Origin of the sequence: Cellulosimicrobium sp. Marseille-Q4280 (assembly GCF_943181405.1) — a bacterium.
In the GTDB taxonomy this organism is placed as follows: Bacteria; Actinomycetota; Actinomycetes; order Actinomycetales; family Cellulomonadaceae; genus Cellulosimicrobium.
In genome coordinates this window covers 59,341-71,974 of sequence record NZ_CALPBY010000004.1, presented here as the reverse complement: position 1 = coordinate 71,974, position 12,634 = coordinate 59,341, and the positions used below count along the sequence as shown (strand labels likewise).

The window sequence follows — 12,634 nt, the reverse complement described above, 5'->3', positions numbered from 1 at the left end:
GGTGACCGTGGCCCGGGTCAGCCGGCGGCGACGGCCGGGGCGTCGACCGCGTGCTCCGCGGCCCGGCTGACCGCCTCCCACGCCGCCCAGGTGTCCAGGCGTCGGCGCGAGACGTCGAGGGCCAGGTCGTAGACCATGCTGCCGAGCAGGAGCCGCAGCGGCGGGTCGTCGCTGTCGACGACGGTGAGCATCGCCTCGGCGGCCAGGCGCGGGTCGCTGTCCGCCGAGCCCTCCGCCCACTGGCGCTCCAGCTCGGCGCGCAGCGGCGCATAGGCCTCGAGCGGCGTCGTCGACGCCATGCTCGAGTACAGGTCGGTCCAGTAGCCGCCGGGCTGGACGATCGTGACCTTGGCCCCGAACGACGCCGCCTCCGAGGCCACCGCCTCGCTCAGGCCCTCGAGCGCGAACTTGCTCGCGCTGTACAGGCCCGTGCTCGCGAAGCCGCCGAGGGCGGCGATGCTCGACACCTGCAGGAGGTGGCCCGACCCCTGACGACGCAGGTGCGGGAGCACGGCCTGGGTGACCCAGAGCGCTCCGAAGAGGTTGACCTCGAGCTGGGCCCTCGCCTCGCCCTCGGTGAACTCCTCGACCATGCCCATGGACAGGGTGCCGGCGTTGTTGACCACGACGTCGAGCCGTCCGAAGTGCTCGACGGCGGCCGCCACGGCCGTGACGACCGCGTCCCGGTCGGTCACGTCGAGCGGCAGCGCCAGGACGCGCTCGCGGTGGGCCGGGTCGAAGGCGTCGGCGGTGGCGGTCCGTGAGGCGGCCACGACGCGGTCGCCGCGCTCGAGCGCGGCGACGGCGAGCGCACGGCCGAGGCCGCGGCTCGCGCCGGTGATGAACCAGGTACGGGGTGTGAGGGGAGACGGTCGCACGGTAGCTCCTCGGTCGATGAGACGAGACGGTCCGTCTCGTTAGTGCGAGACGCTACCCCCGGCCAACCCAGAGGTCAAGACGAGACGTTCCGTCTCGTTCACGTAGAGTAGTTCCATGTCGAAGCCAGACCCCGCCCGCCGGAGCGAGACGTCGCGTCGCGCGGTGCTCACCGCCGCGTTCGACCTCCTCCAGGAGATGCCCTACCCCCAGCTCAGCATCGAGCGCATCGCCGCACGGGCCGGCGTCGGCAAGCAGACCATCTACCGGTGGTGGCCCTCCAAGGCCGCGGTGCTCCTCGACGCGTTCCTGCTGCTCAGCGAGAGCGGCGACGGCGAGCCGCCCACCCTCCCGGACACCGGCGACCTCGACGCCGACCTGCGGCTCGTCCTGCGCGCCACGGTCGCGGAGCTGAACGATCCGCGCCTCGACCGGCCGATGCGGGCCCTGGCGACCGAGGTCGCGCACGACGGCGCGCTGGCCGACGCCTACCACGAGCGGCTCGACGGGCCGCTGAAGGAGGCGAAGCGGCAACGCCTGCGCAGCGCCCAGGAAGCAGGCCAGCTCGCGGACGACCTCGACCTCGACCTCGCCGTCGACCTGATCTGGGGCCCGGTGCTCAACCGGTGGCTCCAGCGCAGCGGACCCCTGACGGACGAGTACGTCGACCGGCTCGTCACGACCGCGCTCGGCGGCATGCGCCCCTGACCACTCCGCCAGGCGAGACGCCGCGCTCGGGACCGGGCCGCGCCCTCGGGGAACGACCGCACCGCACGACGCCGTGGGCGTGTGCGGTGGGGGTGGTCGGTGCAGGTGCGCGGGGTCAGCTGACCTTGCGGCGGTAGATGACCACGGCACCGGCGTAGGCGACGACGAGGATCCCCACCAGCCAGGCGAGGGCGACCCAGATGTCGGTACCGACCGGCTCCTGGCCGAACAGGGCCCGCAGGGTGTCGACGATGGCGGTGACGGGCTGGTTCTCGGCGAACCAGGCGACCGGGGCGGGCATGGTGTCGGTGGGGACGAACGCCGAGCTGATGAACGGCAGGAAGATCAGGGGGTAGCTGAACGCGCTCGCCCCGTCGACCGTCTTCGCCGAGAGTCCGGCGATCACGGCGAGCCACGTCAGGGCGAGGGTGAACAGGACGAGGATGGCGACGACGGCGAGCCAGGCGCCGACGGACGCGCCGGTGCGGAAGCCCATGAGGAACGCGACGGCGACCACGATCGCGATCGACGCGAGGTTCGCGACCAGGGACGTGAGCACGTGCGCCCACAGGACGGACGAGCGGGTGATGGGCATCGACTGGAACCGTTCGAAGATGCCGCCCTGCATGTCGAGGAACAGCCGGTAGGCGGTGTACGCGACGCCGGAGGCGATGGTGATGAGCAGGATGCCGGGGAGCATGTAGTCGATGTAGGACTCGCTGGTGCCGGTGTCGATCGCGCCGCCGAGCACGTAGACGAACAGCAGCATGAGCGCGGTCGGGGTGACGGCGGTGGTGATGATCGTGTCGGGGCTGCGCGAGATGTGGCGCAGCGAGCGGCCGGTCAGGACGCCGGTGTCGGTGAGGACGTGCGTGGTCATCGTGCTTCCTTGTCTGTGCCGGCCGTGGTGGCGGAGGCGGGCTGGGCGGTGGTGCCGGTCTCGCCGACGAGGGAGAGGAAGACGTCCTCGAGGGAGGGCTGCTTGGCGACGTACTCGACCTCGGCCGCGGGCAGGAGCGCCTTGAGCTCGGCGAGCGTGCCGTTCTGGATGATCGTGCCCTGGTGCAGGATCGCGATCCGGTCGGCGAGCTGCTCAGCCTCGTCGAGGTACTGGGTGGTCAGCAGGACGGTCGTGCCGCCCTGCGCGAGCTGCTTGACGGTGTCCCAGACCTCGATCCGGGCCTGCGGGTCCAGGCCGGTGGTGGGCTCGTCGAGGAAGATCACCGGCGGGTCGCCGATGAGGCTCATCGCGATGTCGAGGCGGCGACGCATGCCCCCCGAGTAGGTGCCGGCCCGACGGCCTCCCGCGTCCGTGAGCGAGAACCGCGCGAGCAGCTCGTCCGCGATCGCACCGGGGTCGGGCAGGTGGCGCAGCCGCGCGACGAGGACGAGGTTCTCCCGGCCGGTGAGGATCTCGTCGACCGCGGCGAACTGCCCCGTGAGGCTGATCGCCTCCCGCACCTCGCTGGGCTGCGTGGCGACGTCGAACCCGTGGACCGTCGCGGTGCCCGCGTCGGCCTTGAGCAGGGTCGACAGGATCCGCACGAGCGTCGTCTTCCCGGCGCCGTTCGAGCCCAGCAGCGCGAAGATGCTGCCTGCCGCGACGTCCAGGTCGACGCCGCGCAGCACGTGCAGGTCCTGGAAGGACTTCTGGATGCCCTGCACCCTGATCGCGGGTGCGGGGAACTGAGGGGTGGTCATGTCCGGTCTCCGTTCGTGGGGTCGTGTCAGGGCCGGCGGACGACGACGTCGCCGTAGCCGGTGCTCGCGTGGATCTCTGCGGTGGCCTCGTCGTCGACCGGCCCCTCGGTGGGGGTCAGCAGGTTGCGGACTGTGCCGTTCTCCGACGAGACGTCGAGGTAGGCGGCGGTGCCCTCGGGCACGCCCACCTCGATCGAGCCGTAGGAGGAGGTGAGCGTCACGGCGCCGGACTCGAGGCTGGTGACCCGGATGCCGGCGTGGGCGGACTTGGCGGTCACGGTGCCGCGCACGCGGCTCACGGCGATGTCGGCGTGGGCGCCCTGCACCTCCAGGGAACCGGTGACGACTCCCACCGTGGTGGTCCCGTTGCTCGCGCGGATCGTGCCGCTGCCGGCGATCTCGTCGACGACGACCGAGCCGGCGCTCACCCTGACGTCCAGCGTCCCGGTGATGCGGCCCGCGGCGACCGAGCCGGCGGCGACCTTGAGGTCGAGCCGGTCGACGTCGCCCACCCGGACGTTGCCCGCGGAGAGCGTCATGTCGACGGCGTCGAGCGGGCCCTCGGCGTAGAGCGAGCCGGTCTTGCCGCGCAGCCGCGAGCCGGCGGGCACCTCGACGGTGATGTTCGCGGTGCCGGACGCGAACGGCAGCACGAACTGCTTCCAGGACCCGGGGTACGTGATCGTCACGGCGTCCCCGTCGCGGTCGACGCGCACCTCCTCGGCGGCACGCACGCTGCCGGGCTTGGAGGTGGTCGGCAGCACGGTGACGACGACGTCGTCGCGCTCCCCTGCGACGACCTGCAGGTTGGCGAAGGGCACGTCCACGACGACCGGGACGGGGTGGGGGGCGGGGAAAGTGGGCATGACGAAGCTCCATCGGTGGGGGGGTGGGGTCGGGTGTGGTGGTTCAGAACGGCGGCGGACTGCCGACGTAGGTGTCAGCGCAGATGTCAGCGCAGGTGTCAGCGCACCCAGCCGGTGACGCGGCCGGTGCCGCGCTGCGGGGAGCTGCTCGCGGTCGCGGGCCGACCCGAGGTCTGCTCGAGGGCGGCTGCGACCGCACGGACGAGCCAGGTGTTGACCGAGACGCCGTCACGCGCGGCGGCGGTCTCGGCCTGCGTCTTGAGGTGGTCGGGGAGGCGGAGGGTGGTGCGGGTGGTCGCGGCGCCCTCGGTGTCGACAGTCGGCGGCGCGGGTGTCGCGGCCGCGTCGGCGACCGGGGCGAAGGTGGCTGTCGGGACAGCCGGGGCGGCGGGAGCGCTGACGACGAACTCGGGGGCACCGCCGCGGAGGCGGACGTCCACGGAGCCGGGCGCCAGCTCCGCGGAGATCTCCCCCGCGGCGTCGGAGAGGGCTTCGAGGAGCACGAGGCGGGCGGCCGCGTCGAGCGGGGCGGTCAGCCGGGCGGCGAGCTCACGCGCCTCGTCTCCCCCGGCCGCAGCGGCGGTGGAGAGCTGGTGCTGCAGCTCGTCGACATATCGGGTCAGGTCCATGGCTCCACTATGACACCATAGTGACACCACTGCAAGGGGTTCTGACATCGGATATGTCGATCATGGTGTCGGAGGTGACGTCACTGCCCAGCTCGCGCCACCATCCGGCGTGTGCGCATCCGGTGGGTCAGCGGTACTCCCGCGGGGCTAGGCCACGGTGCGCGCATCGAAGCGGCGCCGGTACTCCGACGGCGACGTGCCGAACGCGGCGGCGAAGCTCTGCCGCAGCGTCACGGCGCTGCCGAACCCGCACGCGTCAGCCACCTGGTCGATCGGCAGGTCCGTCGACTCGAGCAGCCGGCGCGCCTCGTCCAGCCGGCGCGACCGGACCCAGGCGGCCGGCGTCGCGCCGGTGGAGGCCCGGAAGGTGCGGATGAAGGTGCGCCTGCTCATGTGGGCCATGGCGGCGAGGCGCTCGACCGTCAGCGTCTCGCCGAGGTGCTCGAGCGCCCAGGTGACGACGCGGGAGACCGGGTCGTCCGACGCGCGCGCGGGCACGGGGCGCTCGATGTACTGCGCCTGCCCGCCTTCACGGTGCGGCGCCACGACGAGGTGGCGCGCCACCCGGTTGGCCGCCGCCGCGCCGAGCCGACGGCGGACGAGATGCAGGCATGCGTCGATCGCCGATGCCGTCCCGGCCGAGGTGAGCACGTCGCCGTGGTCGACGTACAGGACGGTCGCGTCCAGGGCGACGTCGGGGTGGCGGCCGGCCAGCATGTCCATCGACTGCCAGTGCGTCACCGCACCGCGGCCCGAGAGCAGTCCCGCGTCCGCGACGGCGACCGCCCCGAGGCACAGCCCGGCGACGGTGGCCCCGCGGCCGTGAGCCCGCGTCAGCGCGCGACGCAGCGTCGCGCCGGCGGTGCGGCCGTCCTCGAACCACGACGGGACGACGACGACGTCGGCATCCTCGGCCGCCGAGGGGCCCCGCACCCCGCCGATGCGGTACCCCTCCGCGGTGCGGACAGACCCGGCGCGGTCGGAGAACAGCACCGTCTCCCAGGAGCCGAGGCCCTGCCGCGACACCTCGTCGAAGACGATCTGCGGGACCGACAGGTGGAACATCGTGACGCCGTCGAAGGCGTAGACGGCGATGCGCAGCGGCGGTCCGGAGGTTGGCACGAAATCATCGTAACGATGCACGTGTGCCAATGGCCGAGCCCTGTCGTGGCCGGGAGGATCGAGGAGTCGCCCCCCGGAGGCGGCGTCCCACGACCAAGGAGCACCCCCGTCATGACCAGCCCGCGCCGCGCCCTCGTCCTCATCGACGTTCAGCAGGAGTACTTCGGCGGCCCCCTCGAGATCCAGCACCCGCCCCACACCGAGTCGCTGCCCCGCATCGCCGCTGCCGTCGACGCCGCCACCGCTGCCGGCATCCCCGTCGTCGCGGTGCAGCACACGGCGGGCGAGGGCGCTCCGGTGTTCGACCCGACCACGCCCGGCTTCGAGCTGCACCCGGAGGTCGAGAGCCGCCGGACCGACGCGTGGAAGTCGGTCGTCAAGGAGTACGGCACCGTCTTCGCCGGGACGGACCTGCTCGAGTGGCTGCGCGACCACAAGGTCGACACGATCACCCTCGTCGGCTACATGACCAACAACTGCATCCTTGCCTCTGCCGCCGAGGCCGAGACGCACGGCCTGGCGGCCGAGGTCCTGTCCGACGCGACCGGGGCGATCAACATCGCCAACGACGCGGGGTTCGCGGACGCCAAGACGGTGCACACGACCCTGCTGACGCTGCTCCACTCCAACTTCGCCGCGGTCACCGACACCGTGACCTGGTCCGACGCCGTCACCGCCGGTGCGCCGCTGCCCGCGAGCGACCTGGGAACCTCCGCCGTCACGGGCGCGCAGCGCGCCGCGCAGGGCTGACCTCGCCGCCCTGGTCGCCGGCGACCGCGCTCAGCTGAGCGACTGGAAGATCTCCCACTGCGATCCGCTGTGCCTACACGAGCTCGCGCGCGCCGTGCGGCGCTGATCAGGCCGCCGGCACGGGTCCGGTGCTCCCCCGCGTCACGACCCGTGCGGCCGGCGCCTGCAGCACGTCCGCGACATCTCCCGTCGTGGTCCGCAGCAGCAGCGCGCCGAGCTCCGCGCCCAGGCCGCGCACGTCGCGGCTCACCGCCGAGAGCGGCGGGTCGGCGAGGCGGCAGTGCGCCGAGTCGTCCCACGCGAGCAGCGACACGTCGCCGGGCACCGACCGACCCAGCGCACGAGCGACCCGGAGCCCGCCCACCGCCATGAGGTCGTCGTCGTAGACGATCGCGGTCGGCGGGTCGTCCGCGTCCAGGAGCGTCCGGGTCGCATCAGCGCCGGACGCCGTCCCGTAGCTCCCCACGACGGTCGTGCCGCGCAGACCCCGTGCCGTGACGACCTCGTCGAACGCCACGGTCCGCGCCCGCGTGTGCAGGAGGTGCGAGGGTCCGCTGACCCGGGCCACGTGCCGGTGACCGAGGCCGGCGAGATAGTCGATCGCCCGGCGCATCGCGTCGGCGTCGTCCACCACGACGGCGGGCACGTCGGCCGGCGGGGCCGGGCACAGGGCGTACGCGGGCAGCCCCGCACGCCGGCACGCCGCGACCCGCTCGTCGCCGTCGACGAGGTCGGTGAGCACGACCGCGTCGACGAGCGCCTGGTCCGCCCACCGCCGGTACACCTCGAGCTCCGCGTCGGCCGACTCCTCGAACAGCACGAACACGCTCGCGCCGTGCGCGTCGAGCGTCTCCTCCAGCCCTGCGAGCACGTGGTCGTAGAACGGGTCGAGGTCGTGCGAGTCGGAGGACCGGTGCTGGACGATCCCGGCGCGCAACGTCGAGCGACCGGGAGCTGCAGGCTGCTCCATGGCGCAAGTATGCCGCCCGACAGCCCGCCGGGTACCGTCGTCCCGTGGAGGTCCCTGGGCGTGCGCCCCGAACGGGTGCGCGGACGAGCCGTTCCACGGTGCTCGACACGATCCGGCGCCTCGGCCCCATCAGCCGCGTCGAGGTCGCCGAGACCACGGGTTTCACGCAGGCGACGGTGACGCACGCGGTGCGCGCACTCCTCGACGAAGGCCTCGTCGTCGAGACGGGCGAGCGGGCGTGGACCGGCGGCAAGCCGCGCGTCATGCTCGCCGTGGCCCCGCGGTCGCGCTGCGCCGTGGGGGTCCAGGTCGGCGCCGACTGGGCGGTGGCCGTCGTGGTCGACGCCGCGGGCGCGCTCGTCGCACGCCAACGGGTGCGCGGGGCGCGCGCGGACGACCCGGACGCCGTCGTCGAGCGGCTGTCCGCGCAGGTCCTCGCGCTGCTGCGCGCGGGCGAGGTGGCGCCGTCGTCGGTCGTGGGCGTGGGGCTCGTGCTGCCCGGCACGCTCGACCTCGAGCAGGGGTCGCTGCTGCACTCGCGCAGCCTGCCCGGCTGGGTCGGTCACGGCGTGCGCGCCGCGTTCGAACGCGCGACGGGACTGGACGTCGTCCTCGGCAACGATGCGACCGCGGCCGCCGTGGGCGAGCTCTGGCGCGGGACGGTGGGCGACGCGCGCGCACACTGCACGGTCTACATGGGCGCGTCGATCGGCGCCGGGCTCGTGCTCGACGGCCAGGTCTACCGCGGCGCGAGCGGCAACGTCGGGCCGCTCGGGCGCCTGCACGTGCACCGCGCCGACGGGAAGGCCGGGCCGACGGTCGAGGAGCTCGCCGCCCCCGCAGCCGTCGCCGCCGCCGCGCGCGCCGCCGTCGAGGCCGGGCGCGAGACCGTCGTCGAGCTGAGCGACGACGGCGACCCGTTCACCGACTTCGCCGCCGTCGCGTCCGCGGCCGTCCGCGGCGACGCGCTCGCGACAGCGCTCGTCGAGGAGTCGGCGCACCACCTCGCGGACGCCGTGCTCACGCTCGTGGACCTGCTCGACCTCGACTCGATCGTGCTGGCCGGGCCGTCGTTCACGGTCGCGGGCAGCATCTACCTGTCGGTCCTGCGCGAGCGGCTGGACGCCGAGGCGCTGCCCCGTGCCCGCCACGAGGTCCGCGTCGCGCTCTCGATGCGCGTCGCCGACGCCGCGGCCGTGGGTGCCGCCTCGATGGTGCTGCGCGCCGAGCTGCCGGCGGTCGCGGACGAGGCGACGCGCCGTCGGACCTGACGGCCCGGGCCTCCGCGGCGGCGTCGACGTGAGGTAGAAACCGCGGTCGCGAGGTAGAGCTCCTCGAGCTCTACCTCGCGACCTGCGGTTCTACCTCGCGGGTGGGATCAGCCGCAGGACGACGCCGCGTACCCGGCCTCGAGCTCGGTCGTCACCTCCTCGCCGTCGACCTCGCCGCGCGCGGTGACGGTCGCCGTCCCGGCCTCGACCGACGTGGACCGGACGGCGAACGACTGGTACGCGTTCTTCCCCGGCTGGACGTCGGAGACGGTCTTCGAGCCGAACGGCGTGTCGAGCGTGACGTCCACCGGGACGTCCCCGCCGTTCGTCGCCCGTACCGCGACGTACGCGGTGCCCGCGAGGCAGCGCGGCTCCGCGGTCACGGTGACGTCGAGCGCCGGCTCCTCGTCGTCGCCGGCGTACACGGACGCGACCTCGTCGTCGGACAGCGCGCGGTCGAAGACGCGGACGTCGTCGATCGTGCCCGGCCAGAAGTCGACCGGGTTGCCGCCCCACTGGCCGCGGCCGATGGTCAGCGGGCCGGACGGCGTCGTGCCGCCGCAGACGTCGGACTGCCCGACGAGCTCCCCGTTGACGTACAGCTTCAGCGTCTGGTCGGCCGCGTCGCGGACGCCCACGAGGTGGTACCAGTCGCCGAGCACCGGCTGGACGACGTACTCGGCCCGCGGCTCGCCGTCGTAGGAGAAGGCGAACCGGCCGCCGCCGCCGTACTGGAGGTAGAACGCGCTGGAGCCGGTCGACGAGTCCTGCCCGACGACCGTCGCCCACGCGCCGCCCGGCAGGCGGTCGAGCTGCGCCCACGCGGACACGGTGTACGAGCCGGTGGTGTCGAGCACGGGCCCCTCCGTCGCGAACGACTGGTTCGTGCCGTTCAGCTTCACGGCGGAGCCCGTGCCGCCCTGCCCGGGCACCCAGGTGCCCGTGCCCGACGCCGGGTGGTCGCCCACGGCGTCGGCGGCGGTCGTGCCGGTGCCCTCGTCGAACGACCAGCGTCCCGTGCCGGCGAGGCCGGGGGTGCCGGGGTCGACCGGCGCGGAGCCCTGCTTCGCCGCCGCGACGACGCGCTCGTTGACGTCCTTGACGCGCGCCGCGTCCATCTTGAGGACCCGGCGGTCGTAGGTGTAGAAGCCGTTGAGCTCGTTCTCCACGTCGGAGATCTCCGTGTACACCGAGCCCGAGAGGTAGCACTGCGCAGGTCGCACGAGCTTCTCGGTGTTCGCCACGTACGCGTCCGTCAGCGCCTCGCTGTTCGCGACGCCGCCGTACGGGTTGGCGGAGACGCCCGGCCACATGTGACCCGGGGCGCTCATCGAGAAGCCGCCGTGCTCGCCGTCGATGGACGCGCGCGTCGCGTCCGGCTTGGGCGTGGCCGGGCCGGTGTACAGGTGGTGGTCGATGATGTCGCCCGTCTTCGAGTCGCCCTTCGACGCGCAGCAGTTGTAGCCGGAGTGCGTGTTGAGGATGCGGCTCGGGTCGTAGGCGTCGATCTCGTTCCCGATGCGGGCCGTCTGGGCGAGGTCCCACTCGCCCCAGCCCTCGTTGAAGGTCACCCAGCCGACGATGGACGGCACCGACCGCAGCTGGTCGATGATCTCCTTCATCTCGGACTCCCAGAACGTGCGCGACGCCGGGTCGGTGTCGCCGTTGTTGAACCAGCCGCTCGGGATGTCCTGCCAGACCATGAGGCCGAGGGTGTCGGCGTGGTGGTAGAACCGCGCGGGCTCGACCTTGATGTGCTTGCGCAGCGTGTTGAACCCGAGGTCCTTGTGCGCCTGGATGTCGAACACGTACGCCTCGTCCGAGGCCGGCGTGTAGATGCCGTCCGGCCAGTAGCCCTGGTCGAGCGTCGACAGCAGGAAGGTGTTCTCGCCGTTGAGGAGGATGCGGTTGACACCGTCCACCTCCGCGACCTCGATCGAGCGCATGCCCGCGTAGGACTCGACGGTGTCCGTCGTCGCGCCGTCACCGCTGCCGTCCGTCAGGGTGACGTCGACGTCGTACAGGTACGGGTCGTCCGGCGTCCACAGGTGGGCGTCGGGGACCTCGACGGCGAGCTGCTCGTTCGCCGCGCCCGTCGCGGTGCCGACCTCGGCGCCGTCGGCGTCGCGGACGACCGCGGTGACGGTCGCGCCGTCGGACGCGGACGCCGAGTGCGCCGTGACGGCGAGGACGCCGGCCTCGATGTCGGGCGTCGTGACGACGTCGTCGATCGCGGCGACGGGAACGGGCTCCATCCACACCGTCTGCCAGATGCCCGACGTCGGGGTGTAGAAGATGCCGCCCGGGTTGAGCGTCTGCTTGCCGACGGCCTGGTTGCTGCCGTCGGTCGTGTCGACGGCGCGGACCACGACCTCCTGCTCGGTGCCCTCGACGAGCGCGTCGGTGACGTCGAACGAGAACGCGTCGTAGCCGCCGCGGTGCGTGCCGACCTCGGTACCGTTGACCCACACGGTCGCGGTGTAGTCGACCGCGCCGAAGTTCAGGCGCAGCCGGTGGTCCGTCCCGACGCCCCAGTCCTCGGGGACCGTGACGGTGCGGCGGTAGAACATGTCGTCCTCGCGCCGCTCGATGCCCGACAGCGCGGACTCGACGGCGTAGGGGACGACGATCTCCTCGTCGAGGTCGCGGCCGGTCGGGACGTCGGTGGTGCCACCAGGTGTCTCGGCCGATGCCGCCTCGAACTGCCAGATCCCGTTGAGGTTCTGCCAGTCGTCGCGCGTCAGCTGCGGGCGCGGGTACTCGGGCAGCGGGTTCTCGGGGTCGAAGTCGTCGGCCCACGGCGTCTGGATGCGGAACGTGGAGGAGTTCTCCACGGGAAGGTTGAGCGACCCGACGGCCTCGCCGCCCACGGTGAGGTCGCCCTCGCCGTCGTACACGAGGCGGACGGCGGACGCGCGGTCCACCTGCGCGCCCAGGTCGATGCCGAGCACGTCGCCCTGCGCCTCGACACCGGCGACCGGCCACGCGAGCTGGTCCACCTGGACCCTGAGGTGGTCGACGAGGCTCTCGTCGACGCCGCCCGCAGCACCCTCGAACGTCACGTTGAGGCTCGTGCCGTCGGCCTCGAGCGCGGCCGCCGCCGGGAAGACGACGAAGTCGTCGGGGTAGGTGAAGGCGTCGGTCGGGACGATCTCGCGCTCCTGCGACGGGCTCTGCCACCGCAGCCGCAGGTGCGACCCGCCGGTGTTCTGGAACATCTCCATGCGGAACTCGTACGCCTGACCGGCCTCGAGCTCGATCGGCGCGCCCGTCTGCTCGACGTCCCAGTCGTCGACCCAGTGGTCGATGACGAGCTCGTCGTCGATCCAGAGCCGGAACCCGTTGTCGCCGATCGCGGAGAACGTGTACGCCTCGCTGAACTCGGGCGTGATCGTGCCCGTCCAGCGCGCGGACGTGCGCTCGCCGCGACCCGTGAGCTCGGCGAACGTCGGCACGAGGTTCTGGAACTCGATGCGCGGGTCCGGGATGGTGGCCTTGAGGTCGGTCAGCGGCCAGGCCGGGCCGCCGGAGAGGAAGTACTCGCCCTTGAGCCCGTTGCGCAGGGCCTCCGCCTGCGCGGCGGGCTCGTCCCCCGTGGGCTCGGCAGGCAGGGCGCCCGCCGACGCCGAGACGGCGGCGAGCGGGATGGTCAGGGCGGCGGCGAGCGCAGCGGCGAGCAGTCTCGACCGTCTTCTCCCCCTGGGCGGTGATACCGCTGTCAGACGATGCATCCGTGGTCCT

General features: G+C 72.9%; 11 protein-coding genes. 3 read left to right on the top strand and 8 right to left on the bottom strand.

What is annotated here, in order from left to right; translation table 11 throughout:
• Window positions 1-17: 17 nt before the first annotated feature.
• Window positions 18-878 carry an SDR family NAD(P)-dependent oxidoreductase gene (locus NFS20_RS11700; protein ID WP_251151966.1) on the bottom strand — a complete coding sequence of 287 codons (861 nt, stop codon included), beginning with the start codon at window positions 876-878 and terminating at the stop codon, window positions 18-20.
• A 115-nt stretch (window positions 879-993) separates the two neighbouring features.
• Here NFS20_RS11700 and NFS20_RS11695 point away from each other — a divergent pair, with 115 nt between their 5' ends.
• Window positions 994-1,584, top strand: coding sequence for a TetR/AcrR family transcriptional regulator (locus tag NFS20_RS11695; protein WP_251151965.1), 591 nt, complete (start codon window positions 994-996; stop codon window positions 1,582-1,584).
• 115 nt (window positions 1,585-1,699) lie between these two features.
• Here the strand turns inward: NFS20_RS11695 and NFS20_RS11690 are convergent, their stop codons facing one another.
• The 5 genes from NFS20_RS11690 to NFS20_RS11670 all read right to left on the bottom strand — a co-directional run bounded on the left by NFS20_RS11690 (window position 1,700) and on the right by NFS20_RS11670 (window position 5,902).
• Window positions 1,700-2,464 carry an ABC transporter permease gene (locus tag NFS20_RS11690; protein ID WP_251151964.1) on the bottom strand — a complete coding sequence of 255 codons (765 nt, stop codon included), beginning with the start codon at window positions 2,462-2,464 and terminating at the stop codon, window positions 1,700-1,702.
• A complete protein-coding gene (locus NFS20_RS11685; RefSeq protein WP_251151963.1) occupies window positions 2,461-3,285 on the bottom strand; it encodes an ABC transporter ATP-binding protein in 825 nt (274 codons plus the stop codon). Before NFS20_RS11685 ends, NFS20_RS11690 begins: the two co-directional genes overlap by 4 nt.
• Window positions 3,286-3,311: 26 nt before the next feature.
• A complete protein-coding gene (locus NFS20_RS11680; RefSeq protein ID WP_251151962.1) occupies window positions 3,312-4,151 on the bottom strand; it encodes a DUF4097 family beta strand repeat-containing protein in 840 nt (279 codons plus the stop codon).
• 98 nt (window positions 4,152-4,249) lie between these two features.
• On the bottom strand, window positions 4,250-4,780 hold the full coding sequence (locus NFS20_RS11675) for a histidine kinase (protein WP_251151961.1): 531 nt from the start codon (window positions 4,778-4,780) through the stop codon (window positions 4,250-4,252).
• 147 nt (window positions 4,781-4,927) lie between these two features.
• Window positions 4,928-5,902, bottom strand: coding sequence for a GlxA family transcriptional regulator (locus NFS20_RS11670; protein WP_251151960.1), 975 nt, complete (start codon window positions 5,900-5,902; stop codon window positions 4,928-4,930).
• 111 nt (window positions 5,903-6,013) lie between these two features.
• On the opposite strand from NFS20_RS11670, the gene NFS20_RS11665 reads away from it, so the two are divergent.
• Window positions 6,014-6,652 carry an isochorismatase family protein gene (locus NFS20_RS11665; protein WP_251151959.1) on the top strand — a complete coding sequence of 213 codons (639 nt, stop codon included), beginning with the start codon at window positions 6,014-6,016 and terminating at the stop codon, window positions 6,650-6,652.
• Between the two features lie 106 nt (window positions 6,653-6,758).
• Here NFS20_RS11665 and NFS20_RS11660 read toward each other — a convergent pair whose 3' ends face one another.
• A complete protein-coding gene (locus NFS20_RS11660) occupies window positions 6,759-7,622 on the bottom strand; it encodes a LacI family DNA-binding transcriptional regulator (protein ID WP_251151958.1) in 864 nt (287 codons plus the stop codon).
• Window positions 7,623-7,720: 98 nt separating this feature from the next.
• On the opposite strand from NFS20_RS11660, the gene NFS20_RS11655 reads away from it, so the two are divergent.
• Window positions 7,721-8,893, top strand: a complete 1,173-nt coding sequence (locus tag NFS20_RS11655; protein ID WP_251151957.1) for an ROK family transcriptional regulator — start codon at window positions 7,721-7,723, stop codon at window positions 8,891-8,893.
• 107 nt (window positions 8,894-9,000) lie between these two features.
• Here the strand turns inward: NFS20_RS11655 and NFS20_RS11650 are convergent, their stop codons facing one another.
• Window positions 9,001-12,624 carry a LamG-like jellyroll fold domain-containing protein gene (locus NFS20_RS11650; protein WP_251151956.1) on the bottom strand — a complete coding sequence of 1,208 codons (3,624 nt, stop codon included), beginning with the start codon at window positions 12,622-12,624 and terminating at the stop codon, window positions 9,001-9,003.
• Between the last annotated feature and the right edge of the window lie 10 nt (window positions 12,625-12,634).